The following is a 24,642-nucleotide window of genomic DNA, read 5'->3' on the forward strand; positions in this document are numbered from 1 at the left end:
CTTTTGCTTTTACTATGTTGATCGTGGTTGTTTCCACCGTATGACTCCACATTCGATAAGTATTTTAAACAAAGTCATTACTTCTCCTCTGCCTCACTCTCTAGCCTTACATTGCCCTTCAGATAGCTACGGCAAAGAATCCCAAAGGTCGTCATGTTATGCAAGATTGCCAAACTACTTGGTTTAAGCCAATTCAGTACCCCCAAGCCAATAAGACCTGAATTAATGGCAATAGTATCCCGCACATTCCCCTGAATTTCTTGCTTGAGATCGACAGAGACTTGATGCAAGGTTAAGAGCGAAGCTAAATTATTGGATGGCAGCATAATGTCACTAATTTGCTTAGAAACCTCCGCCCCTTCGCCCATAACCACGCCCACATCACTGGCAGATAGGGCAGCCGAATCATTGAGGCCATCCCCTATCATCAGGACGCGGTGGCCTTGCGCTTGCATCCTTTGGACATAATCAAATTTAGTCACTGGCGTCATACTGGTATGAACTTCATCAAAAGGCAAGTCTGCTACTAAGCGATTGGTTCTGGCCGCTGTATCGCCTGTTAAGAGGACTAAATACTTGCCCAAGCCTTTTAGAGCGTGTAGAACACTATGCGCCTCATGGCGAACTGGAATCGCCACGCAGAACATGGCAATCAGTTTCTGGCGATAACCTAGGTAGAGTAAATTATAGTGTGTTTCTTTCTGACGAATCAATTGACTCTGATTGGCTTCAATCTCAATCCCTGAATCTTCCATTAAACCTAAGCTCCCAATCACTACGACGTTACCATCGATTTCAGAACGAATGCCCTTGGAAGCTATGTGGTTGAGCTCGGTATGCATTTCTTCATGAATGATGCCTTCTCGAGCCGCCTTATCCACCAAGGCATGAGCGATTGGATGGTAAATATGCTCTTCTAAACAGGCGCCAATCATGATGACATCTTCTGCACTATAGCCATGAAAAGGAATGACTTCTTCAATAACTGGACGAGAAGTGGTAATGGTCCCCGTCTTATCAAAGACTAAGGTATCAACTTCATCAAATTGGTCCAGAACTGTCGAATTCTTCACAACAACTTGCTGATGCATCAATTGCTTGATGGCGGAGAGGTACACCATAGGAGTCGATAATTTAAGCGCACAGGAGTAATCGACTAACAGGAAGGAAATTGCCTTGGTAAAGGATCCTGTTAGGATATAGGTCAACGCTGCTCCCAAGAAATTATACTTGACGATGCGATCAGCAATGGAGGTGTACTTATACTGGTAGGTTCCTTCCTGCTGTGCCGCTTCTTGCATGAGCTTAACTAGCTCTTGTATACGGTAGTTAGCGGTTGGATTTTCTACACGAACGTGTAGTTCTCCACTGGTTAAGACCGTGTTAGAGTAGACTTCATCCCCCACAGCTTTGATTACTGGGAAGGATTCACCAGTCAAGGAGCTCTCATTGACACTAGCTCGACCATTCAAGACAATCCCATCAAAGAGCAACTCACTGCCTTCATAGAAGACAAGCACATCACCTACTTGGACTTCTTGGCTATCGATTTGTAGCAAGTGGTCTCCCTTGAGTAACCATACTTGGCGGCCTTGACCAGCGATGCTGGCTTCAAGATCTTCTAGGGAGCGTTTTTGGGTCCAATAGTTGAGTGTCTCCCCTAATTCTAGGATAAACATGATGGCGCTAGCCGTATCGGTCTGTTTCATCGCGAGTGACACTAGAATGGCGGAACAGTCCAAAATTTCCATGGTTAACTTACCCTGTCGCAGAACACGCCAAGCATCACGGAAGTAGCCTAGAGCTTTCCACAGGGTTCTAGCCAAACGTACAGGCACTGGCATGAACCACTTAAAGAGGTAGTGACGCGCCATAGCTGAGGATACTAAGGCATAAGGGCTTGAAGCTGCGTGATGCTGGGGATGACGATAAAGTTCTTCTAATTTATCCTTCTGAATTAAGTGCCATAATTGAGCTACAACGCCCTGACGACCAGGCATCACATGGATGGCTACCACATAAGGATCTTCATAAAAGTTCAGTCTTAGAATATCGGGGAAGCCCGAAGCTAGGCCATCAAGATAGTATTTTACATCTTCAGTAAAAGGAAAAGTGGCGCGAAGTCGAACCCGGCCACTTGACTGATGCAACACTTGAAATTGCACGTTATTCACCCTCTAATGATGCGAGTTGATCTGCTGTTTTCTCTGCTTGATAGAGATCCTTAGCGTCAGCTACTATGTCGTCCGCATGTTGCTTGACGGCAGAAACCATGCTGTCGATACCGTCTTTAGCCTTGTAGGTTTTGGCTAAGACAGTCGCATAACCTTTTTTAGCTTCTTTGCTTGTCAACAATTTGAGTCCAAGCGTCCCAAAAGCGACGCCACTTAGAAAAACACTCGGTACTTTAGAAATGCCTTTTAAGACTTTTAATGCATTTAATGACATAAAAATAACCCCCTATAATTTTGCTATGGAATTATTATATCACATCTACTCTTAGGTCTGGTTACATTTTGATTACAAGAATAAGGGGGACCTAAATTGCCTGCTAGCGTCGTAAAAAGCAGACTTAATTTGATTCACTCTACCTATGAAGATTTCCCTGTTTTATTGGGGGCCTCCCCTCAAGACATGCAAAAGGCTGGAACTTACACATTCCCAGCCTTTTCTTATAGTTTTATATGAGACTATAGTTGGTCAAATTCTCAACTTTTACTAGCTGACTTGACACTAAGCCTATGCCTGTTCCAAGCCCCTCAGCATAAAAAGTGAAAGACATGACTTGTTTTTTGTTAACAAAAACCTCAATGGACGAAGTGTCACGAACAATTTCCAGTTCCAGGCGATAAGGGATATCGCTCCAAATATCAAGCAGACGACTATCTAGATAAGGCTCTTCTTTACCGATAATTTGATGGCCTACCCCATCTCGTTTGACAGTCAAGAGAGCTTGATCTGCTTGCCAAGTTAAGCTGAGGCCTTCCGGATAATCGGATTTACCACCATAATGCAGTTGGAAGACAGCACCAGGAACGGCTTCTAAATTCAATTTTAAGACTTGTTGGGACTTAACCCAATCGGATAGGTAGAACTCTTGGCCAGGCTCTAATTGTCCTTGCCAGGTCTTATCCTCGCTAAATTGCGCTAGTACTGAGCTTGGAATTGACTGACACAATCGATTATCCATAACTCGCACCTGTCTTGGTAAGCTCATCGCTCCAGCCCAACCATCACCAAGTTCATGGGATGGAATGTTACGTTGCCACATCTGCATCCAAGCTACCATGATTCGCTCATTTTCTGAGTTCAAACAAGTTTGAGGTGCATAAAAATCTAGCCCTCCATCAATCTCATGTTGATTTTCTACTTGGAACTGCCCGGATTCCCAGTCCATTTGACCGACATAGGCGACAGTGGAATTCAGATTCCAATAGGCATTGCCATCTCGCTCACGCTCAATCGGTGACATAATTAGTACCCATTTACCGTCTAGCGGGAAAAGATCCGGACATTCCCACATGACGCCATGTCCGGCCTGCCCTTCAAGCAAAACAGACTTAAAGTCCCATTCAAAACCATTTGCGGATTCGAAGAGCAGAATCTGACCGCGATGATCAACGGTCTTGGAGGCAATTACTGAGTAATAGCGACCATTGTGTTGCAAAATTTTAGGGTCGCGGAAATCAGCAATGTCAGCCACACCTTCAATATGCTTATGGGCAATGACAGGATTACCCTCGTATTTACGGAAGTTAATTCCATCATCAGAAACCGCCAAACATTGCGTCTGAGTCACCTGCCCCTGCTGGTCGACATGGCCGGTATACATTAAGACCAATTGACCATCAATAACCAAAGCACTACCTGAGAAGCATCCTGATTGATCATAGGCTTCGCTAGGTGCTAGGGCAACTGGAAGATCTTCCCAGTGCGTTAAATCTTTGCTACGTGCGTGCCCCCAATGCATGGGCCCCCAGACGCTATCATAGGGATAAAACTGATAGAAGAGATGATAGTAACCTTCGTAGTAGATAAAACCATTGGGGTCATTCATCCAACCCACAGGAGGCATAAGATGATAGCCGTGACGAAAGCGCGGATTTACCTGTGGTGCTTGCTGAGCAATGTAGGAATTTGCCCGTGAGATTTGTTCTTGCATGTGGTCACCTACTTACTATTTAATCCCAGTCCCGGAACCACCCAGGCCTTGAAGAATGTATTTTTGAGCTAAGACATAAACTAGAATCAGTGGAATAGTTGAAATAGTCAGAACGGCCATCACTTGGTTAATATAAACAGGTTGTGTAGTATTAATCGTCGTAATCGCCACCTGCATGGAGAACTTAGAAGAATCCGTCAAGACCATGAGTGGCCAGATATAGTCGTTCCAGCAGGAAATAAAGGATAGAACCCCAACTGTAGCAATAGCTGGCTTAGACATTGGCAACATAATACGGAAGAAAATCCGCACAATGCCAGCCCCGTCTATCCGCGCAGACTCAATAATTTCTTCTGGAATGGCAATGAAGAAATTTCGGAAGAGATAAATATTGAAGACACTAGCCAAGCCAGGAATAATAACCGCTAAACGGTTATTGACTAGCCCTAGCGAGTTGATAATTGTGAACTGAGGAATCAGCATGGTTTCACCTGGAATAATCAGCAAAGCCAGGAGAAAACCGAATAGCCATTTCTTACCTGTAAAATTAATGCGGGCGAAGGCAAAACCTGCTAGAGAGTTGACCAGAATAGATCCGGCCGCAAAAGTGACCGCATAGAAAATACTGTTGGCCATGTAAGTTACAATGCTGAAGCGTTGCAAGACCTCTTCATAAGTCTTGAACCAGTTAGCCGGATTAAGGCTTGGTAGGAATGCTTCCCAGCCTTTTAAGTTCTTATAAACATCAGCCTCTGGCTTCATGGATGAGACTACCATCCAGATCATAGGGAAGAGAAAGAGGCCAGCCAGCAAAATCAGGAGAATATATTCAAGCAAGTTACTTGGTTTCAAGCGTTTCATCCTATTCATCCTCCTTCAAGACCCGGCGTTGTACCAGGGAAATAACCCCAATTAAGGTTGTAAAGACTAGGGCAATGGAACTAGAGTACCCTACCAAACGGTCTGTGAAACCTTTGCGGTAAATGTAGTAAACCATGGTAATGGTAGAGTTAGCCGGGCCACCCTGTGTCATAACCATTGGTTGGACCAATAGCTTAAAGGCCGAAATCAAGGTCGTCAAAAGGACGAACAAGGCCGTTGGCTTGAGCAATGGCATGGTAATATAGCGGAATTGATTCCACTTGCTGACGCCATCGATTTCAGCTGCCTCATAGACATCTTGCGGAATATTTTGTAAGCCACCTAAGAAGAGCAACATCTGGTAACCAGCTCCCTGCCAGGCAGATACAAAGACGATGGCGTACATGGCTTGTTTAGGACTAGTCAGGAATGGTTGCTTAGCAATGCCGACTTTTTCCAAGAGGGCATTCAAGAGCCCATTATTAGGATTCAAGAGGTAGAGCCATAGAATCGAAATAACGACCAGGGACATGACAACCGGTGCAAAAAAAGCCACCTTAAAAAAGATATTCCCTTTACGCTTCTTATTGACAATAAGGGCCATCCCTAGGGCTGCTCCCAGTTGAACAGGGATAATCCAGACGACGAATTGCACAGTGTTCCAAAAACTCTTAATAAAAGTTTTGTCCTTGGCTAGACGGAAGAAATTATCCAACCCGATAAATTTACGTTCGTCTGGTGCTAGCATATAGTAATCTGTGAAAGCATAGTAGATGACCATACCCACCGGAATGATTAGGAAAATAAATAGCAATATCAAGGCTGGTGACAGAAAACCATAGCCTAAGAGATTTTCTTTGAATTTCTTTTTCTTGTTCATGTCAGACTCCTCTTTCTTCAAAGAAGGCAGATAGCCCCTAGCGGAACTACCTGCCCAAGGTCTTATTGATTGAGCGCTTCGTCAATCGCAATTTGCATTTCTTCTGCACGTTGATCCAAGACTTGTTGCACATCTGGATTTTCTTCATAGTAACTAATATCTTGCATAGCTTGTTGGAAAGCACGTGATACTTGTGGGTAAGCGACCACTACTGGACGAGCATGGGCAGTCGCAGCGTTTTGTTCCATCAAGAAGCGCATTGGCTCAGATACCTTGTCTTTGATATTAGCAATGGTGGTCTTACGGATTGGTAGGACGCTGTTGCCTAGGCTAATGATTTCACTAGACTCGGTGTTGGTTGCAAACTTAATGAATTCAGCTGCCCCTTCTTTTTGTTCTGATTTTTCCGTCACAGCTAATTGCCAGCTACCAGATGGGGAAACTAATTTCTTAGTAGTATTTGATACTGGGTAAGGTAGGATACCATATTCAATGTCTTTATAGTTTTCGTTTAAGTCATTAATGGTCCAAGAACCGCTTAAGACCATTGGGTAAACGCCTGTTTCAAAGCCTTTTTCAACTGGGCTAATCGTGGTGTAACCTTCTTTGACTAAATCTTGAATGAATTGAACGGCCTCCACACTTTCCTTACTGTTGAAGTAACCTTGTGCCTTGGTCCCGTCTTCATTCACAACAGTCCCACCATTTGACCAGAGTAATGGCATATAAGCATATGGCAGCATTTCGTCCATTGAGTTGAGACGGAAGTCAATTGCTGGTTGTTTGAAGTGGTCTGTCAACTTCTTGCTAATCGCCTTAAACTCGTCCCAGGTCCAAGGTTTTTGAAGGGTTGGAAGTTCTGAATCTTCAATGCCTGCTTCCTTGAACATTTTCTTGTTGTAATAAATCCCAACGTTGGATTCGGAGAAGCCAAAGGCATAGAATTTGCCATCATAGGTCCCCTGTTGCTTGATGGAGTCAAGTACGTCATCCATATTAGCGTCAGCTAGATAGTCATCCAATGGCGCAATTACCTTAGCCTTAGCATAGGCTGCTGTGTTTGGTCCGTCTAAAGTAATAACATCTGGCAAGGTGTTAGTGGTAATACCCGCGTTGACCTTGTCTTCATAGCCACCACCAGAACCACTACGCGGAATGTATTCTGTTGTTACTTGGTACTTTCCATCGTACTTCTTGTTGAAGTTTTCTACGACTTTTGCCCAAGCTTTCCCTTCTGCGGTCTCATCTGAAAATTGTACCCAAACCTTGATGTCTTGGCCGGCAGCATGGGCTACGGGGGTTGGCGCCACTGCACCTGCTAAGAAGCTCATCGATAAAGTGGTCAGAGCAGATAAGATGAATCCTTTTTTCATGTTGTTTCCTCCTTTTTGAAACGTTTCAATTTTCTTTTAAAAGTCAAGCCCACGGCAGGATAATGGGTCTAGCTGGGGCTCGGGATTTGAAACGTTTCAATTTATACCTTAATAATAATACCGCTTTCACGGCTTGTCAAGACATTTTTAGAGATTCAATTCAATTTTTTTCGCGTGGTGCCTCCTTCACGAAAATGTACTGGCAAGATAACGCGATGACTACTTGGCTGAACTTGGCCTTTTATCAGGGTCATCAAGAGATCGACCGCAGCAATGGCCATCTGATCAATGGGCTGGGCAATGGTTGAGAGGAGATAATCTTGGCCCTCCGCCGTCTTAAGTCCATCAAAACCTATTAGCTGATAGTCTTCTGGACAAGACTTACCTAACGCTTGCATAACTTTCATCACTTGAAGAGCCATAAAATCATTAACGGTAAAGAAGCCATCTAAGTCGGCATGTTCCTCGACAAAGGCTCGGATACGACCTTCCACATCGTCAATGGGCTCGGGCATATCTAGCTTAGCAACGTTGTATCCTTGCTTGGCAGAATAATCATAGAAACCCGCCTTGCGCAATACTGTCTCATTCTCATGGATATTAGTCCCACCAATATAGGCAAGCTGCTTAGCGCCTCGTTCTAGAAGCTCTTTAGCCGCCAGCTGACCCCCCTCATAGTTTTCGGAGGTAACATAATAGACATTCTCCGAGAAATGCCGGTCGATGCTGACCAAGGGTAGCGAGGACAGAATATACTTGTCAATATCTGAATAGGTAATGCCGATGATACCATCCACCTTGTTCTTCTTCAGCATTTCAATGTACTCAATCTCATTACTTGCATCACCATCAGCATTACAAATCAGAAGTTTATAGTGATGCTGTTGTAGTTCCTTCTCCACATGATAGGCGAACTGTGAGAAAAATGGATGCCAAATGGTGGGGACAATCAAGGCCACAATATTACTGCGGTTAGTTTTGAGCCCTCGTGCATATTCATCGGGCTGATAGTTTAATTCACGAATAGCTATCTGAACCTTCTCATAGGTTGAGTCTTTAACTCTGAAGCCATTGACCACCCGAGAGACTGTTCCTAAGCCAACGCCTGCCCGTTCCGCCACATCTTTCATGGTCGCTTTGGCTGAAAATTGATTCGCATCTTTCATAGTATCACCTCTTACTTCTTAATCTTACCATGAAATGTAGCGTTTTCAAGTATCATTCAATTTGTCTTTGAATTTTCGTTAACTTGCCCAAATTCCTATGCAAGACGAAAAGACTGGAACAAGCTCCAGTCTTTCCCTATAAATTAATTACCAATTAGTTTCTTACTTAAACCGCTCTCTACTGTGTCCATCACCTTTCTGGCCCATACAACGACCATAAACCAATTTTAGCTTCCTTGGCTTCTTTTTGCGATGCTTCCAAATAATTCAAATATCGCGTATTAGGTGGGTAAACATACGCAACTTGGGCGAGGCCATCACGCACTAAAATTTCTTGAACAAGTTGACCATCAACCCAAACATAAATTAAATCACGTTGATACTTATCTTTGTGTGTTCCAATATCATATTCAACTTCAATTTTGTGGGCTTCACGAAGCAACTGCTGGAGTCTCTGTTTGGCTTCAAGTCCATATGGCTGTTGCCCCAGTCGAGGATGATGTAACTCAGGAGTGTCTATTAGTAACAAACGCGCTTTAATCGCCTTACCGGAGCCTAGGTCAAAATAGGCAGTATCTCCGTCGACTACCTGATATGCCTTGACTACTTCAAGTAATTTTGGATTAACTGGCTTAGCCTGCAGGTTAGGTGAAGCTTGGGCTACCACTCCTACTGAACAAACACCTCCACAGATAGTCACTAGAGCTAATAGAAGTATAAAAAGTGACCGTCTCATCGTTCACAACCGATACCGTCTCCATCACGATCAAACTTTGGATCCCATCCTGGATCACCTGGCCGGATAGGTGCAGCACCAGCCGCCTTGACTTCCTTACAGTTCTTATAGAAAACGGATGGTTGGGCAGGAGCAGCAGCTGGCGTTTGAGCCTGGCTAGCACTCAAGTCCTTGCGAACTGGATCATTGGAATACACTCCGCTCTGAGACCAAATTTTGCTACTGGATTGCTTGGCATAGTCTTCAGATTCCCGCATGACTTTGAGGTAAGGTTCATCCGCTGACTGAATATAGTCCACTCGCGCTAATCCTTCCGTAACTAGAGCTTCCTGAAGCAAAACATCATCCGCCCATAGAAAGAGTGTGGATTTGCCGTCAATTTTTTGTTCTGCTCCTCCCGACTCTTCTACATTGAGTGTGTCAGCCTCCTCAAGCAAACTGTTTAAGCGTTCTTTTGCTTCTTTGGCGAAAGGTTTATTACCTTTCATTTCGGGCGCATTGACCATAGCTAAATGTGCCTCATAGCTTGAATCATCTGGTAGAGTTACCTTGATTAAGTCACCTTCTAAGGCCTCAATAGACTTTACTTTGGTGACTTTTCTGTCTCCCGTTTGCTGAGCCAAAACTTTATAGCCCAAACTATCTTGACTAACCTTAGCAGATACATTTGCACTTAGAGTGCTACCGGCGCATAACAATAGAAACGATGCGCTAATATAGACTGACTTTTTCATTGCACACACTTCCCTCTCATTTTTTCACGCAACACAGAATAATTCCTACTATTAAATAGTATAATCATCCACAAACATTATTCTAGCACTCTCCACTCTATCTGCAATAGGCATCATTAAAAACAACAAAACAGATAAGTTTTACCCTAGTTTTTACTCAAAAAAAGCAGGCCTAGGCCTGCTTTTTACGCTTGAAAATAAAACATTAGAATGCCACCAGCAACTGCTACATTGAGTGACTCAGCCTGCCCTGGCATAGGAATGTAGATAGTCTGGTCAGCTACTTGAATAACTGCTTCAGAGACTCCTTGTCCTTCGTTGCCTAGCACTAAGGCTAGCTTCTGATTGGCTGGCACCTCTTGATAGGCTTTCGCCTCCTGGTGAAGAGCCGTAACCAACCAAGGAATACCAGCGGCTTCAAAGGCTGGACGGGCCTCCTGTAAGAGGTCCAAACTGACAACCTCCAGGTGCCAAAGTGAACCTTGGCTAGCTCTTAGGACCTTGTCATTGTAGACATCCACTGTACCTTTGCCTAGAATGACCCCATCATAAGCTGCTGCATCTGCTGTTCGAATCAGGGTTCCCAGGTTACCTGGGTCTTGCACCGCATCCAAAATCAGGTAACGTTGACCAGAAGGTTGCCAATCAAGGGGCGATGACGGTAAGTCGATAATCGCCATAATTCCTTGGGGTGTTGGCGTCTCGCTCAGGTCCTTCAAGAGCTCAGGACTGACCAGTAAAAGTGGCAGACTAAGAGCCTGATCAGGCAACTGACTTAAATCATAATCCAGTGTAGCTACCAAATGGCGGACTGGTTGACCTGACTTAAGGGCTTCTTCTACCAGATGAGTCCCCTCAATCAGGTACTGCCCCGCCTTCTGGCGCCCCTTGGCAGTAGCTAGTTTCTTCCAGGCCTTAATCTTAGGATTTTGCTTGGATTGAATAACTTCCATGGCAAGACCTAGCGTGTAATACGGTAGATAGCTTCAGCATAGATAGCTGTTGCCTTAAGTAAGTCATCAATCGCAATAAATTCATTAGCTTGGTGCATAGTGTCAATGGAATCCGGGAACAAGGCACCGTAGGCTACCCCACGTGGCATCAGGCGACCATAGGTCCCGCCACCGATGGTCATTTCGTGTCCTTCAAGGCCAGTCTGCTCTTCATAGACTGCTAACAATTCCTTAACCATTGGGTCATCAACTGACACATAGTGTGGCTCCTTGAACTCGCCCCATTCGATACTTAAATCATGGCCAGCCAAACGTTGAGCAGTTTGGGCTGCCATTTTTTCTGGGTCAGTGCCTTTTGGATAACGGAAGTTAGCGACGACGCTACCACCTTTATCGTCTTGGTAGTTAACCAAGCCCACGTTCATGGTCAATTCTTGCATGACGGGATCACGGTGAGCCAGGCCTAAGTTAACCCCTTCAAAATCCAGATGAAGATGGTCCGCTAAAAGATGAAGGAAGCTCTCTGCACCTTCTTGATCAAATTCAAAACGGTGTAGGTACTTAGCCAAGAAGGTTGCCGCATTGACCCCTTTGCTTGGTGTCGAACCGTGGGCTGCCTTCCCAATCAAGGAGAAGGTCGCTTGGTTGCCTTGCAATTGCACTTGGCCACCTAATTGATGTTCTAAGAGGAAGGACTCAAAGTCTACCACTAGCTCGGCTAAATTAGCACTTTCAACGACAGCCGTTGCGTCTTGAGGCACCATGTTTTCACGCAAGCCTGCTTCGAAGCTAACTAAGTGGTTAGCTCCAGCCGCCTTAGCCCCAGCTTGGAAGTTAAAGGTCGCTGACACGTTACCTTTCTCACCGTTAATGATTGGGAAAATGGCATCTGGTGAGAAGCCATAGTCTGGCATTTCAGCGTGTTTGAAGTAATAATCCATACATTGCCAGCCACTCTCTTCGTCCGTCCCGACGATTAAGTGAAGGCGTTGGTTAAGTTCTAAACCTAATTCACGTAAGAGTTTAAGCGCGAAGTAAGCTGCCACTGTTGGCCCCTTGTCATCGCTAGAGCCACGAGCATAGATACGGCCATCTTTCACCACTGGTTCAAAAGGATCGGTATCCCAGCCAGTTCCTACGGGTACCACATCGACGTGGCCCAGAATACCAACTAGCTGATCCCCTGACCCAACTTCCACACGTCCAGCCCAAGGACCAAATTGCTTAGTTTCAAAGCCATCTTCTTGTGCCATGTTGAGAAATTCTTCCAAGGCCGCCTTAGGTCCAGGTCCTACTGGCGCCTCTGGCGTCGCCTTGTCGTCCTCACGGACAGAAGGCACCTTCAATAAACGGAATAAATCTGCGAAGAGCGCCTCTTTACGCGCTTCGACTTCTTGTAACCAATTAATCTTTGTCATAGTCTACCTCCTAAAAACTTATTCTGCCACATAGCCATACGGCTCGAGAGCTTGCGCCTCTTGCTCAGTCAAGGAGCGCCACTGGCCATGGGCTAAATCTGACTCTAAACGCAGGGGCCCCATGGCCAAGCGATGGAGGCTCAGAACCTCCTTGCCGACGGCTTGGAACATACGCTTCACTTGATGGAATTTACCTTCCTGAATAATAACCTGAATTTGGCTGGTGCCTTGATCCACATCTTGACTTAAAACCGTCAACTCAGCTGGCAAGCTAGTAAAATCACCCAAGTCCAGCCCCGCCTCAAAGGCCGCGATATCCGCCTGGTCCACCAAACCTCGAATGGTGGCAGTATAGGTTTTATCCACTTTCTTCTTAGGCGACAAAAGCTGGTGGGCGAGCTGCCCATTATTGGTGAGTAGCAAAAGGCCAGTTGTGTCAATGTCTAAACGACCAACAGGGAAGAGGTCCAGATGTTGGTAACCTTCTCCTAGCCAGTCAATAACGGTCTGATGGTGTCGATCTTCTGTGGCAGACAAAATCCCCTCTGGTTTGTTAAGTAAATAATAGTGATATCGCTGATAGGGGACCAATTGGCCCCCTACAGCAACGCAGTCGCTACCGGGTGTCACTTGCGTGCCGCCCTTGCTGCAAACCTGATCATTGATAGTGACGATTTTTTGGGCTAGCAATTGCTTGATGTCTTTCCGACTGCCCCAGCCCGTATCCGCCAAATATTTCTCAATTCTCATGAGAAGAACCTCATCTTATCTTGCAAGTCTTTCTTACGCGAACCGAAGAGGATTGGTAAGAGGCCAAAGAGGGCCATTACTGTCATGTAGACGAAGACACCTACCAAGACAACCAAGATGACCTTGACGAAAGTCATGCCTCGTCCAACTGGCCCCATGAGGCCGTTCAAGACTTGAGCCCAGATGCTAGTGCTAACCCCCATCAAGGCTGTCCCCACTAACATCTTAACAAGTTTTGGTGTCATTTCGCTATAGCGTAAAGGTACCGACTTGTGGATGGTCCGCCACATGAGTAAGGATGATACCAAGAAGGCAAGGCCTGTCGATAGGAAGGTTCCTTGTGCTTGGAAGAGGGCCACAAGTGGGAATTGCAGGACAACTTTGACGACTAAACCAATCAAGAGATGCCAGATGGAGAGACGACGGAAATTCATGGCTTGGAGAATGGTTGATAGAATGGTATAGAGCCCCAAGATAATTGACATGTAGGAGGCCGTCACCAGAAGACCTGGCCCTGAATGACTCCCATTAGCATAGAAAAGTTGATAAACTTCGGTTGGAATACTTGCCATACCAACTGCGGCTGGCAACATCACAAAGCTGAAGAGTAAGATAACGTGCTGAATTAAATCTCCCGTCCCTTCCTTATCCTGTTCAGCAAAACGTTTGGTGATGGCTGGCAGAGAAGACAGGGAAATCCCAATAGCCAAGGAAATGATAATCATAATCAGCTTATTGACGTCTAGACTCAGCACCCCATAGAGTTCCGCGATTTCACTACGCAAGAGGCTAGAAGTGTAACCCATAATCTGGCCGAAAGTATAGGTATCGATGTTTTGCGCGATAATAATACCGGATCCTACCAGGATGAAAGGAACAGAGTCTATAAGCATAATCCGCAGGGTCTTCATTAAATCGAATTCATCACGGGATTGATCCGTCGCGATTAAAGCCTTAATCATCGGCAAGCGACGAAGATAGACGAAAATCAAGTAGACCAGTGACACCGCCGCCCCGATAAAGGCTGCAAAAGTCGAATGGATAACCGCTGTTGTCGCTGCCCCATTGAAGAGCTTCATGACAGCATAAGTCGCTGCCAACATATAGAAGACGCGAGCAATTTGTTCCAGAATTTGGGATACAGCTGTTGGCACCATGTTATTGTAGCCTTGGAAATAGCCCCGTAAAAGACTCATGACTGGCAAGATAACTAGCGGTGGTACTAAGGAACGAATAACCAAAGTGGCTGCCGCATGGTCAATGGTTGGCGTCGCTGCTGCTAAGGCCGGCGCTACGAAGAAGAGCGCGGTAGCTGTAACCAAGCCCATCAAACTCATGACAATCATACTTGCCTTAAAGAGTTGGTCGGCAAAACGGTATTGCTTTTTGGAGTGATAGTAGGCCATTTGTTTGGCAATGGCACTTGGAAAACCTGCCGTCCCAATAGCTAGGAATAGTGCATAAGGTTGGTAACCCGCACTATATAAAGTATTGGCATTGAGGTAGTCTGCCCCTAACCAAGCCGCCCAAGGAATGACATAAATGGCACCCAAAATCCGGGAGAAGATGTTCCCGAAAGTCAGCCAAGTCGCCCCTTTGACGATGGTTTGCTTCTCATTAAGTTCCGCCTCAATGGTGACGTCATCTTCATTCAGGTATTCTTCTAGAACCTGGTCCGTCAGAATAGGCTCCGTAAAGACCTGAGTAGCCTGGCTAACCTGGTCACTGTAGGCTTGAATGGCCTCTGGCGTAATCGCCTGGGTGTCCGTTAAGTCAAAGGCTAGTTGTTGGCCTAGAGATGGGCTTTGAGGACTGGCGGTCTGAGGTCTTTCCGTCGGACGCGCCGCTTGAGGCTCCGGGCGGCTAGCCACCGCCTCTTCTTCTAGTTCCAAATCAAAATCTGAACTAGGGGAGGTATCAGAGCCGGTTTCAAGTTCTGAGGCGTCATGTTCAGCCTCTGGCTCTACTTCTTGCTCCGAAGCTGTTAGGCTGGCACCACCTTGACTATCATCTTCATCATGGTCAGAATCTGACTCATCAGAAGCTTGACTCGTTTGGGAAGCCTCTTGAGAAGTTGCTTCTGACTCTGACTCCTCTTCTTCCTTAGGTTCGCCTTCTTGAATCCAACGTACTAGGCGTTGCCATAGGTTAAGTTTTGGCTCAGCTTCTTGCTCTTCTTGAGGCTCTTGCTCAGTCACTTGATCTGAGTCTAAGCTTGCATCATCTGCGAGCTCGGAGTTAGCTTCTGGCTCCGCCTCTTGCTCCTCTATATCTAAGACAGATACCGGCGCCCATTGATGGTCATCATGCTTACCTTCTTCTGTAACTAGCTCGGCTTCTTCCAACTCAACAGGCTCTAGCAAATCAAGTTCAGCAGCTTCTTCTACTGCCTCCTCTTGGGATAGAGCTTGATTTTCTTGGTCTTCTTGACTAGGCTCTGAACTTTCAATCATTTCTGAAGCAAGGTTTACTTCGGTTGGTTCAATCGTTTCAACTTCAGCTAATTTTACTTCTGTATCACTTGCTTCGAGTTCTGGTTCTGCTTGACTTCCAGTCTGACTAGGCTCGTCATTAACTTCCACCTCTACAGGCTCTTCAGCTAATTTGTCTTCTGGCGCAGCTGCCTCTTCCTTAGGTTTGAGGCTGTTGACTCTTTGCGTGATACCTTGCCACCAGTTTTGCATCAGTCGCTCAATCTTGGTTGGGGTCAATTCTGGTGCCCCAAATTGGTCATAAGCGTCCAAATCGTCTAAGTGATCTAAGCTATAGTGGGCTTCATAGACAGCGTCTAAATCTAAGCGAGGTAGCTTAAGCGATTTTGATGCCTTGGCTTCTGTCGGCTGAGGTTTTGGATGTTTTGGACGATAGATAAAAGGATTGTAGTTTGGATCGTCTTGTCCTTCTAAATCAAGATTGCTTACTGAGCTGCTTTCAGCACTCTCTAGCTCTAACTCTGGAAGATTAGCATCGAGTTGGTCTTGTTCTTCCTCAACTTCAGCTTGCTCCGTTGGCTCAGCTTCTTCCTCCCAGGCTGGTAAGTCATTGACTACCCAATCTGCCTTTTTCTCGGTTGGTTGGCTAGGAGTTGGCTCGGCATCTGCTTGGAAGATGGGGTCTACATCAAATTGATCATCGTCTAGTTCCAAATCCAGGTCAGCTGGCAGGTTGAGGTTAAAGTAATCGCCATCTTCTGGTTGCACATTAGGCCGACGTAGTTTCTTCATGTCTTCTTTGGAAAAGATGACGGTCTCATGCAAGTTTTGTTCTTCGGCCAACAAAGCCTGTAAATCCGGGCTTGGTGTGCCGCGCTCTAAATCGCGCTTGTCTCTTTCTGTCATCTGCATCGTCTCCTTAATTTGCTACGATATTGACTAATCGGTTAGGAATTGCTACCACTTTGCGTAGGGTCTTGCCTTCAAGTTGTGCTTGAATTTCTGGCAAGTTAAGAGCTAACTCACCTAAGGCATCTGCTGCCATATTGGCTTCTACCATGACCTTAGCCTTAATCTTACCATTAATTTGAACTACAACTTCTACCTGATCTTCAATGGTCAAAGCTTCCTCATAGCTTGGCCAAGCGACATGCGAAATGCTGTCTTGGTGACCTAGCTTTTGCCAGATTTCCTCACAAATATGTGGAGCCAATGGCGCCAACAATTGAATCAGGCCTTGAGCATAAGCTTTTGGAATGATGGTCTGGTCTTTCGTTGCATTGAGGAAAATCATCATTTGCGAAATTGCGGTATTGAAGTGAAGAATTTCATAGTCTTCCGTTACCTTCTTGACAGTTTGATGGTAGACACGTTCTAGGGCTGGGTTCTCAGCATCTTGGATTCGCTCACTGAGGCTACCGTCCTCTGCTACATAGAGACGCCAAATCCGTTCAAGGAAGCGACGAGTAGATTCCAAACCATTTTCACTCCAAGCAATAGAAGCATCCAATGGTCCCATGAACATTTCGTAGACACGTAGGGTATCTGCCCCGTATTGGTCAACCACATGGTCAGGATTGACCACATTGCCCTTGGACTTGGACATTTTGTTGCCGTCCGTCCCCAAGATCATGCCTTGGTTGAAGAGTTTCATGAATGGTTCCTTAGTGGGTACTACACCTAAATCGTAGAGGAATTTATGCCAGAAACGCGCGTAAAGCAAGTGCAAGACAGCGTGTTCTGCGCCCCCAATATAGAGGTCAACTGGCAACCATTTGGCTAACTTGTCTGGATCTGCTAGGCGCTCTGAATTCTGTGGGTCGATATAACGGAGATAGTACCAAGAACTTCCCGCCCATTGTGGCATGGTGTTAGTCTCACGGCGACCTTTACGCCCTGTCTCTGGATCCACTACGTTGACCCAATCTTCAATAGCAGCCAATGGTGATTCGCCCGTACCACTTGGTTGAATCTTATCAGTCACTGGCAGACGAAGTGGTAATTGATCTTCAGGCACTAGACTCATACTGCCGTCTTCCCAATGAATCACTGGGATAGGCTCGCCCCAATAACGTTGACGTGAGAAGAGCCAGTCACGTAGACGGTAGTTGACCTGACGTTGGCCTTTACCCTTGGCTTCTAACCAATCAATCATGGTTGTGATGGCTTCTGCATTATGAAGGCCGTTCAAGAAGTCAGAATGAATGTGCGGCCCATCGCCTTCATAGCAACCAGACTCATTATGTTCAATTACGGACACAATTGGCAACTCATACTTGCTAGCAAATTCGAAGTCACGTTCGTCGTGGGCTGGTACCCCCATGACCGCCCCGGTCCCATAAGAAGCCAAGACATAGTCCGCAATCCAAATTGGTAAGGATTCACCAGTTACGGGATGCTTGACATAGCCCCCTGTGAAGACACCAGATTTGTCTTTATTAAGAGAGGTCCGATCCATATCGCTCTTAGTTGCCACTGCTTCGACATAGGCTTTTACAGCGGCTTCCTGTTCAGGGCTGGTGACTTTCGCCACTAACTCATGTTCAGGCGCCAAGACCACATATGTAGACCCGAAAAGGGTATCTGCACGTGAGGTAAAGACTTGCACTTGATCAGGGTGCCCCACAATATCAAAGTTAATCAAAGCCCCTTCAGATTTACCAATCCAGTTACGTTGCATCTCCTTAAGGCTTTCAGGCCAGTCTAGGAGATCCAAATCTTCTAGTAGACGCTCTGCATAGGCTGTAATCTTGAGCATCCATTGTTTCATTGGCTTACGGTAAACAGGATGGCCCCCACGCTCGGATTTACCATCAATGACTTCCTCGTTCGCCAAGACGGTCCCTAGGGCAGGACACCAGTTAACGGCTACTTCTGCTTCATAGGCCAAGCCTTTTTCGTACATTTTGGAGAAAATCCATTGGGTCCATTTATAATAGTTAGGATCGGTTGTATTGACTTCCCGCTCCCAGTCATAGCTGAAACCAAGTGAATTGATTTGACGGCGGAAAGTTTCGATATTGGCAGCAGTAAAATCAGCTGGGTCATTCCCCGTATCCAAAGCGTATTGTTCAGCAGGCAAACCAAAGGCATCCCAACCCATTGGGTGCAAGACATCATAGCCTTGTGCCCGTTTCATACGCGCCACGGCATCTGTTGCTGTATAGCCCTCTGGGTGTCCTACGTGCAAGCCCTGACCAGATGGATAAGGGAACATATCTAGCGCATAGAACTTGGGATGTCCAGGACGCTCCTGAGTTTTAAAAGTTTGATTTTGGCGCCAATAGTTTTGCCATTTTTCTTCGATTGCTTTGTGATTATAGGTCATCACATAACCTCCTTGCATTTCTGATAAAAAAAGCCCTACGTAAACCGTGTTAAACACAGTTCACATAGGGCGAAAGTTTCGCGGTACCACCTAATTTAAGCTAGAATAGCTTATCTCTAGCCTTAACGCGGCGGACGTCTAGTCTTACTGAAGATTCAGACTAGCTTCAATTGGATGAGTTCAGTAGCACTCCCGGCTTATTTCCACCACCCATAAGCTCTCTATAGCAGTTGTACCGCCTACTAATTCCAATATTGAATTACTATTGAGTCTAGTATATCAAATACTAGCGACTAGTTCAATGAGATGACTTGACCTACTTGGATGAAATGGGACCCCCCATTGTTAGCGATCAATTTGTAAACATCTACCCCATTACGACGAGCGATTGAGTACAAGGTGTCACCTGCTTGGACAGTATATGAACCGCCACTTGCTTGGCTGGCGTTGTTTGCAGCCGGAGCTGGTGTTTCAGCAGCTGCTGGCGCTGGGCTCTCTGCAGGAGCTGGTGTTTGGCTAACTGGTGCAGGAGTTGGAGCTGGTGTTTCAGCAGCGGCGCCACCACCTGGTACCTTGATACTTTGACCTGGGTACAAGAAGTAGTTTGAAGTCCCGTTCAAGCGTTGGAGTTCTGAAATTGAAATTCCATACTTGTTAGCAATACGCCAGTAGCTGTCACCTGCTTGAACTGTATAGTTGCCACCGCCTGTGCTTGGCGCTGGGGCTGGTGTTTCAGCAGGTGCTGATGTTGTGCTTGCAGTGGTTGCTGCAGGAGCAGGAGTCGCATTTGCTGAACCTGAGCCTGGCACTTTAATGCTTTGGCCTGGGTACAAGAAGTAGTTTGAAGTCCCATTCAAGCGTTGGAGTTCTGAAATTGAAATCCCGTACTTGTTAGCAATACGCCAGTAGCTATCACCTGCCTGGACAGTATATGAACCGCCTGCTGCTGGTGCTGCACTTGTTGTGCTAGTTGAAGTAGAAGTGCCGTTTGATGAAGCACTTGCGCTTGAAGATGACCCTGAACCTGGCACCTTAAGGCTTTGACCTGGGTAGAGGTTGTAGTCGGATGTGCCGTTCAAACGTTGGAGTTCTGAGATCGAAATCCCGTACTTGTTGGCAATACGCCAGTAGCTATCGCCTGCTTGGACGGTGTATGAACCGCCTGCTGCTGGTGCTGCACTTGTTGTGCTGGTTGAAGCAGAAGAGCTATTTGATGAAGCTGACGCATTAGTCCCTGAACCTGGCACTTTAATGCTTTGGCCTGGATGGAGAGTGTAGTCAGATGTACCGTTTAAGCGTTGGAGTTCTTGGATAGAGATCCCGTACTTGTTAGCGATACGCCAGTAGCTATCACCGGCTTGAACTGTATAGTTGCCACCTGCTGAGCTAGTGCTTGTTGAGCTAGTAGAGCTTGAAGCAGAGCCACTTGTAGTTGAAGCAGAACCTGGTACTACCAAGCTTTGACCTGGATAGAGGAAGTAGCTAGAAGTGCCGTTCAAGCGTTGCAATTCTTCAATCGAAATGCCGTACTTGTTAGCAATACGCCAGTAGCTGTCACCTGCTTGAACGGTATAAGAACCGCCACCAGTTGCTGGGGCTTGTGGACGAGCTGGGCTAGCAGTGCTAGAACCACCTGCATCATATTGAGTCAAACCATAGGTTTGGATTAATTGGTTAAGCTTAGACGCATAACGAGTATCTGTCGCATAACGACCCGTTAAATGTTGTGTTGCGTCTTGATAAGAGTTGGTCGCACTCACGCGCGCCCCATAATAGAATTTATAGCGCCAACTGTTAGGATTGTTGTCCCCTGTTAAAAGCGAAGCATAGTCATTCAGGGATTCGCCATAGTTGCTATACTTACGGAAAGGTTCCTTAGCAGCATAGTAGTTACCACTACCGTCATCTTCTAAGGTGTCCATACGAACGGAATTACCGTTGTAGTCACCCTTAATCCCGAATAAGTTATAGTTAGGTGCTGATGCTAATCCACTTTGGCCCCAACCTGATTCTAAAATTGCTTGCGCAATCATTACAGAGGCATACAAGTCATTATTCTTAGCGATATCGCGTGCATACCCTCCAATAGTTGATAAGAAGTTTTGTTGGGTAGCTGTTTGAGCTTGTACGGTCACCTTTGGTGCAGTGAGCGTGCTTAAAGTAGATGCAGATGCGAATAAGACTAAGCCTGCATTAACCACTTTGGCAATTTTCTTATTTGATTCGTGGCGCTGTGCTTGTTTACGACGATTAATCACCGCTTGACGCGTTAATTTCACGTATATTCCCCCATTCTGCCATTTTATGATACAATACCATTATATAGAAAGCCTCTCGCTAAAAAAAGGGGCCTAGCCCCCTTTTCGTCTACTTTTAACGATTGTGTAACTTTCACGTAATACAAAGGAGTTTGTCTATGCAACGCGCTCTACACTACAGTCACACCCTTTTAGCCGCCTTAATCCAACGTTTTCCAGATGGCGTTTATATCGACGGAACTCTAGGCAAAGGGCACGACACGGCCTTTATCCTAAGTCAACCAGGCTTTTGTGGCCAGGTCATGGGCTTTGATATCCAAGATCAGGCCTTGGCTTGGACCCAGGAACGCCTAGCTAAGCTGCCCAACAAGGAGTCTGCCCAGCTTTTACTAGCCTCTCACGACCAAATCCATAAGCTTTTAGCTGAGGTCCCCCAATTCAGTGGTGCCATTTATAATCTTGGCTATCTACCCGGTGGCGATCACCAAATCACAACTCAAGAGGCTTCCACCCTGGCCTCTCTAGACCAGGTTCGAGCCAAACTTCGGGTTGGCGGTCAAATCATCTTGGTGATTTACAGCGGTCACCCTGAAGGTGCCAAGGAAAAGGACGCCCTCTTTCAGGCCTTAGCCAGCTGGCCCCAAGAAGAATTCCAAGTCCTTCACTATGGCTTCATCAACCAACGGAATAACCCACCGCAACTCCTCATCATCGAACGTATCAAATAAGTAAAAAAAGCTGAGACCTAAGTCTCAGCTTTTAATTTTGTCTTATTCAGCAATCGCGGCTTTAAGTTCATCCACTTTATTGACTTGCTCCCATGGTAGGACCACGTCTTGACGACCAAAGTGACCATAGGCTGCTGTCTGTTTATAGATTGGGCGACGCAAGGCCAAGGTGCGGATAATCCCATCTGGCGTTAAGTCAAAGAGTTGACGTACTGCCTGAACGAGACGACTTTCAGAGACGACACCTGTTCCAAAGGTTTCAATCCGAATAGAAACGGGTTGCGCAACCCCAATTGCATAAGCCAATTGCACCTCACAACGCTTAGCTAAGCCGGCTGCCACGATATTCTTAGCAATGTAACGAGCCATGTAACTAGCTGACCGGTCCACTTTAGTCGCATCTTTACCAGAGAAGGCACCGCCACCGTGGCGAGCATAGCCACCATAGGTGTCGACAATAATCTTACGGCCTGTCAAACCGGAATCCCCTTTAGGTCCACCGATGACAAAACGACCGGTTGGGTTGATTAAGAAGCGGGTTTGATCGTCTAATAAATGTGCCGGAATCACTGGCTTGACTACTTGTTCAATCACGTCTTGACGCACGGTTTCTAAGGTTGCTTCAGGCGCATGTTGGGTCGAAATTACGACTGTATCCACCCGTAGTGCTTGACCGTCTTCTCCGTACTCAACCGTTACTTGGGACTTACCATCTGGTCTCAAATAAGCTAATTGGCTAGACTTACGCACCTCACTCAGACGTTTAGCTAGGCGATGGCTAAGCGCGATTGGCAATGGCATAAATTCTTCCGTCTCATCACAGGCATAACCGAACATGAGCCCTTGGTCACCTGCCCCAATCAATTGATCGGTTGCTTCGTCCCGGGTTTCAATGGCAGCATCTACCCCCTGAGCTATATCAGGCGATTGCTCGTCAAGCGCGACTAAGACGGCCACATTATCGCCATCAAAGCCATAATCACTTGAATTATAGCCAATGCCCTTAATAGTTTCGCGTACAATTTGTTGGATATCGACATAGGCAGTCGTGCTGACTTCCCCGAAGACCAATACCAAGCCGGTATTGACCGCGGTCTCGCAGGCCACCCGGGCTAGTGGGTCTTGTGTCAAGATGGCATCTAAGATGGCATCACTAATTTGATCGGCAACTTTATCTGGGTGTCCTTCCGTCACCGATTCAGATGTAAACAACTTTCTTTCCATAGTAATTTCCCCCATTTTGTAGATTGGTTACAAGGCAACTTCATTAAGAAAATGAATCCCATCGGGAATTTATTGTTGTAACTGACTCCATTATACATTAGTATAGTAGATATAGATAGTAAAAAATGTCGAAAAAAGAGGATTAGCTATGAAACACTTTGCACACTTTCTAAGACATCCCCTCATTCGAATCTTCCTGGCGCCACTAGGCTTTGGGATATATGGTTTAATCGTAGGGATGTACCACACTACCGAAATCAACTGGTTAGCCTTGGGCTATCTCTACCTGATTTTAGTCAGCAGTCAGTTGATTGACCACTACTTTTTCGTTCGCTTCAATACCCGCAAGGCCAATGCTAGCTCGCCAGTGATCCTGTACGCTATGGAAATTCTGCTCTGGGCAGCAACCGTGGGCTTTATGTGGCAGCATCATTGGGGGGCTAACCTCTTGCTCCTCCTCTATATCGCCTATACCCACATTCAGCATTATCCTTATAATCTGACCAACAGCCTCTACCAGTTAGTTCTGAATGTCTTCTTCCAGGCCTTCATTGTCAATAACCTAGCCTACTTCAGCCAAACTGGGACCATCACGACCGGCTTCCTCATCAGCCTCCTGCCTCTGGCAGCCTTACAACTGGCCTTTCAAGCTGAAGGCAATAGTCTAGTTAGTCAGGTAACAGGACACCCTTCCGTTATGCCACATGGCTTAAAAACTAGTCTAGTGCTTATCTTGAGCCTAGTAGCTGTGGCTGCTGGGACCTACTTAAGTTTCCCATCCAAATCTTATTTCATGCTCCAACTCCTCTTTATCGCCGGGAGCGTCTTGACCTTAGCCCCTCTCTTGGTCCAAACTCAACAACATAACCAAAGCCAAAATAAACTTAACTATCTCAGCACAACTTACCTGCTGATTAGTCTCTTATATGCTTGCGCTTATTGCTTCTAGACATATTAAAAGCGGCACCTTCACTTGAAGGTGCCGCTTTTTTGCTTGCTTAGAATTAAGCGCCAAACTTGCCAAGGAAGAGCCAAACCACGCAAAGCAAGGCTTCCAGCGCTACTAGATAGAAAAGCCATTGCTTAGGTAAGCGCGGAATTTTAACCTTATAGACATAGGCAAATCCCAGCACAAGATAAATCAGCATTAGAAAGATCTGAAAGATATTCAGGGGCAAGAGAAAACCTAAGAGCGATACTAATGGAATCACAATCGTTCCTAACTCAAGTGGCAAGCCAGTAGTGAAGCTTTTGTCTTGAGGTTCCTGGAATTGAGTAGACTGGTTAAAATAAGCCAAACGAGTCCCTACTGCCAAAATATAGAAAGCAAATACAACTAAACTTAAGCCCCCAGCTTTCGCGACTGCCATCATATAAACAGCTGGCAAAACGCCGTAAATCAAGAAATTACTTAAGGTCTTCAATTCCTTACCAAAGGCGGCCTCGGACACCGTTGACTGAAACTGCCGCATCACACTGCTAACGAAGAAATCAATGATAGCAGCAATCATTAAAGAGACTAGGGCATACTGTAGTTCACCATGAAAGGCAAAACCAATCCCTGTAGCGGCAAAAAACAAACTAGCTAATAGCACCAGGTTAGAGCGGTGCAACTTTCCAATAAACATACAGATACCCT

19 protein-coding genes, 1 riboswitch and 1 other annotated feature are annotated in these 24,642 nt (G+C 46.0%); of the genes, 2 read left to right on the forward strand and 17 right to left on the reverse strand.

Going from position 1 to position 24,642, the window contains the following annotated elements:
* Positions 1-77: 77 nt before the first annotated feature.
* From GCWU000182_RS02480 to GCWU000182_RS09550, 15 genes are all read right to left on the reverse strand, one after another.
* A complete protein-coding gene (locus GCWU000182_RS02480) occupies positions 78-2,165 on the reverse strand; it encodes a heavy metal translocating P-type ATPase (RefSeq protein WP_035363944.1) in 2,088 nt (695 codons plus the stop codon).
* Position 2,166: 1 nt separating this feature from the next.
* Positions 2,167-2,448 (reverse strand): DUF6110 family protein, encoded by a 282-nt coding sequence (locus tag GCWU000182_RS02485; RefSeq protein ID WP_023391164.1) that lies wholly within the window; start codon positions 2,446-2,448, stop codon positions 2,167-2,169.
* Between the two features lie 232 nt (positions 2,449-2,680).
* A complete protein-coding gene (locus GCWU000182_RS02490; protein WP_023391165.1) occupies positions 2,681-4,162 on the reverse strand; it encodes a glycoside hydrolase family 32 protein in 1,482 nt (493 codons plus the stop codon).
* A 15-nt stretch (positions 4,163-4,177) separates the two neighbouring features.
* Positions 4,178-5,023 (reverse strand): carbohydrate ABC transporter permease, encoded by an 846-nt coding sequence (locus GCWU000182_RS02495; RefSeq protein ID WP_169727601.1) that lies wholly within the window; start codon positions 5,021-5,023, stop codon positions 4,178-4,180.
* 1 nt (position 5,024) lies between these two features.
* Positions 5,025-5,903 (reverse strand): carbohydrate ABC transporter permease, encoded by an 879-nt coding sequence (locus GCWU000182_RS02500; protein WP_035363945.1) that lies wholly within the window; start codon positions 5,901-5,903, stop codon positions 5,025-5,027.
* Between the two features lie 62 nt (positions 5,904-5,965).
* On the reverse strand, positions 5,966-7,276 hold the full coding sequence (locus GCWU000182_RS02505; RefSeq protein WP_023391168.1) for an ABC transporter substrate-binding protein: 1,311 nt from the start codon (positions 7,274-7,276) through the stop codon (positions 5,966-5,968).
* A 155-nt stretch (positions 7,277-7,431) separates the two neighbouring features.
* Entirely contained in the window at positions 7,432-8,442 is a 1,011-nt protein-coding gene (locus GCWU000182_RS02510; protein WP_023391169.1) for a LacI family DNA-binding transcriptional regulator, read from the reverse strand.
* Positions 8,443-8,632: 190 nt separating this feature from the next.
* Positions 8,633-9,109: a thermonuclease family protein gene (locus tag GCWU000182_RS02515; RefSeq protein ID WP_051372916.1), complete on the reverse strand. Its 477-nt coding sequence runs from the start codon at positions 9,107-9,109 to the stop codon at positions 8,633-8,635.
* 65 nt (positions 9,110-9,174) lie between these two features.
* The gene (locus tag GCWU000182_RS10310) at positions 9,175-9,912 is read right to left on the reverse strand and encodes a thermonuclease family protein (protein WP_023391171.1); all 738 of its coding nucleotides are present in this window, start codon (positions 9,910-9,912) and stop codon (positions 9,175-9,177) included.
* A 185-nt stretch (positions 9,913-10,097) separates the two neighbouring features.
* Positions 10,098-10,865: a TrmH family RNA methyltransferase gene (locus GCWU000182_RS02525; protein ID WP_023391172.1), complete on the reverse strand. Its 768-nt coding sequence runs from the start codon at positions 10,863-10,865 to the stop codon at positions 10,098-10,100.
* An 8-nt stretch (positions 10,866-10,873) separates the two neighbouring features.
* Positions 10,874-12,283, reverse strand: a complete 1,410-nt coding sequence (pepV, locus tag GCWU000182_RS02530; RefSeq protein WP_023391173.1) for a dipeptidase PepV — start codon at positions 12,281-12,283, stop codon at positions 10,874-10,876.
* Positions 12,284-12,301: 18 nt separating this feature from the next.
* Entirely contained in the window at positions 12,302-13,033 is a 732-nt protein-coding gene (locus tag GCWU000182_RS02535; RefSeq protein ID WP_023391174.1) for a pseudouridine synthase, read from the reverse strand.
* Positions 13,030-16,371, reverse strand: coding sequence for a putative polysaccharide biosynthesis protein (locus GCWU000182_RS02540; protein WP_035363950.1), 3,342 nt, complete (start codon positions 16,369-16,371; stop codon positions 13,030-13,032). Before GCWU000182_RS02540 ends, GCWU000182_RS02535 begins: the two co-directional genes overlap by 4 nt.
* Positions 16,372-16,384: 13 nt before the next feature.
* Entirely contained in the window at positions 16,385-18,793 is a 2,409-nt protein-coding gene (gene leuS, locus GCWU000182_RS02545) for a leucine--tRNA ligase (RefSeq protein WP_035363951.1), read from the reverse strand.
* A 62-nt stretch (positions 18,794-18,855) separates the two neighbouring features.
* Positions 18,856-19,057: a binding site (T-box leader), on the reverse strand.
* A gap of 29 nt (positions 19,058-19,086) precedes the next feature.
* Entirely contained in the window at positions 19,087-21,072 is a 1,986-nt protein-coding gene (locus GCWU000182_RS09550; protein ID WP_023391177.1) for a LysM peptidoglycan-binding domain-containing protein, read from the reverse strand.
* A gap of 137 nt (positions 21,073-21,209) precedes the next feature.
* Here GCWU000182_RS09550 and GCWU000182_RS02560 point away from each other — a divergent pair, with 137 nt between their 5' ends.
* A complete protein-coding gene (locus GCWU000182_RS02560) occupies positions 21,210-21,779 on the forward strand; it encodes a tRNA (mnm(5)s(2)U34)-methyltransferase (RefSeq protein ID WP_023391178.1) in 570 nt (189 codons plus the stop codon).
* Between the two features lie 42 nt (positions 21,780-21,821).
* Here GCWU000182_RS02560 and metK read toward each other — a convergent pair whose 3' ends face one another.
* Positions 21,822-23,003: a methionine adenosyltransferase gene (gene metK / locus GCWU000182_RS02565; RefSeq protein ID WP_035363952.1), complete on the reverse strand. Its 1,182-nt coding sequence runs from the start codon at positions 23,001-23,003 to the stop codon at positions 21,822-21,824.
* A riboswitch (SMK box riboswitch) is annotated at positions 23,001-23,089 on the reverse strand. (Overlaps the previous gene by 3 nt.)
* Before the next feature lie 62 nt (positions 23,090-23,151).
* Between metK and GCWU000182_RS02570 the strand changes: the two genes are divergently transcribed.
* Positions 23,152-23,952, forward strand: coding sequence for a hypothetical protein (locus tag GCWU000182_RS02570; protein ID WP_023391180.1), 801 nt, complete (start codon positions 23,152-23,154; stop codon positions 23,950-23,952).
* 55 nt (positions 23,953-24,007) lie between these two features.
* Here GCWU000182_RS02570 and GCWU000182_RS02575 read toward each other — a convergent pair whose 3' ends face one another.
* Positions 24,008-24,631, reverse strand: coding sequence for a CDP-alcohol phosphatidyltransferase family protein (locus tag GCWU000182_RS02575; RefSeq protein WP_023391181.1), 624 nt, complete (start codon positions 24,629-24,631; stop codon positions 24,008-24,010).
* Between the last annotated feature and the right edge of the window lie 11 nt (positions 24,632-24,642).

The organism is Abiotrophia defectiva ATCC 49176 (genome assembly GCF_000160075.2).
Taxonomy (GTDB): Bacteria; Bacillota; Bacilli; order Lactobacillales; family Aerococcaceae; genus Abiotrophia; species Abiotrophia defectiva.

Coding starts and splice junctions, on each gene's coding strand:
- GCWU000182_RS02485 (WP_023391164.1), bottom strand. CDS start 2,448: ATGTCATTAAATGCATTAAAAGTCTTAAAAGGCATTTCTAAAGTACCG.
- GCWU000182_RS02490 (WP_023391165.1), bottom strand. CDS start 4,162: ATGCAAGAACAAATCTCACGGGCAAATTCCTACATTGCTCAGCAAGCA.
- GCWU000182_RS02495 (WP_169727601.1), bottom strand. CDS start 5,023: ATGAAACGCTTGAAACCAAGTAACTTGCTTGAATATATTCTCCTGATT.
- GCWU000182_RS02500 (WP_035363945.1), bottom strand. CDS start 5,903: ATGAACAAGAAAAAGAAATTCAAAGAAAATCTCTTAGGCTATGGTTTT.
- GCWU000182_RS02505 (WP_023391168.1), bottom strand. CDS start 7,276: ATGAAAAAAGGATTCATCTTATCTGCTCTGACCACTTTATCGATGAGC.
- GCWU000182_RS02510 (WP_023391169.1), bottom strand. CDS start 8,442: ATGAAAGATGCGAATCAATTTTCAGCCAAAGCGACCATGAAAGATGTG.
- GCWU000182_RS10310 (WP_023391171.1), bottom strand. CDS start 9,912: ATGAAAAAGTCAGTCTATATTAGCGCATCGTTTCTATTGTTATGCGCC.
- GCWU000182_RS02525 (WP_023391172.1), bottom strand. CDS start 10,865: ATGGAAGTTATTCAATCCAAGCAAAATCCTAAGATTAAGGCCTGGAAG.
- pepV (WP_023391173.1), bottom strand. CDS start 12,283: ATGACAAAGATTAATTGGTTACAAGAAGTCGAAGCGCGTAAAGAGGCG.
- GCWU000182_RS02535 (WP_023391174.1), bottom strand. CDS start 13,033: ATGAGAATTGAGAAATATTTGGCGGATACGGGCTGGGGCAGTCGGAAA.
- GCWU000182_RS02540 (WP_035363950.1), bottom strand. CDS start 16,371: ATGACAGAAAGAGACAAGCGCGATTTAGAGCGCGGCACACCAAGCCCG.
- leuS (WP_035363951.1), bottom strand. CDS start 18,793: ATGACCTATAATCACAAAGCAATCGAAGAAAAATGGCAAAACTATTGG.
- GCWU000182_RS02560 (WP_023391178.1), top strand. CDS start 21,210: ATGCAACGCGCTCTACACTACAGTCACACCCTTTTAGCCGCCTTAATC.
- metK (WP_035363952.1), bottom strand. CDS start 23,003: ATGGAAAGAAAGTTGTTTACATCTGAATCGGTGACGGAAGGACACCCA.
- GCWU000182_RS02570 (WP_023391180.1), top strand. CDS start 23,152: ATGAAACACTTTGCACACTTTCTAAGACATCCCCTCATTCGAATCTTC.
- GCWU000182_RS02575 (WP_023391181.1), bottom strand. CDS start 24,631: ATGTTTATTGGAAAGTTGCACCGCTCTAACCTGGTGCTATTAGCTAGT.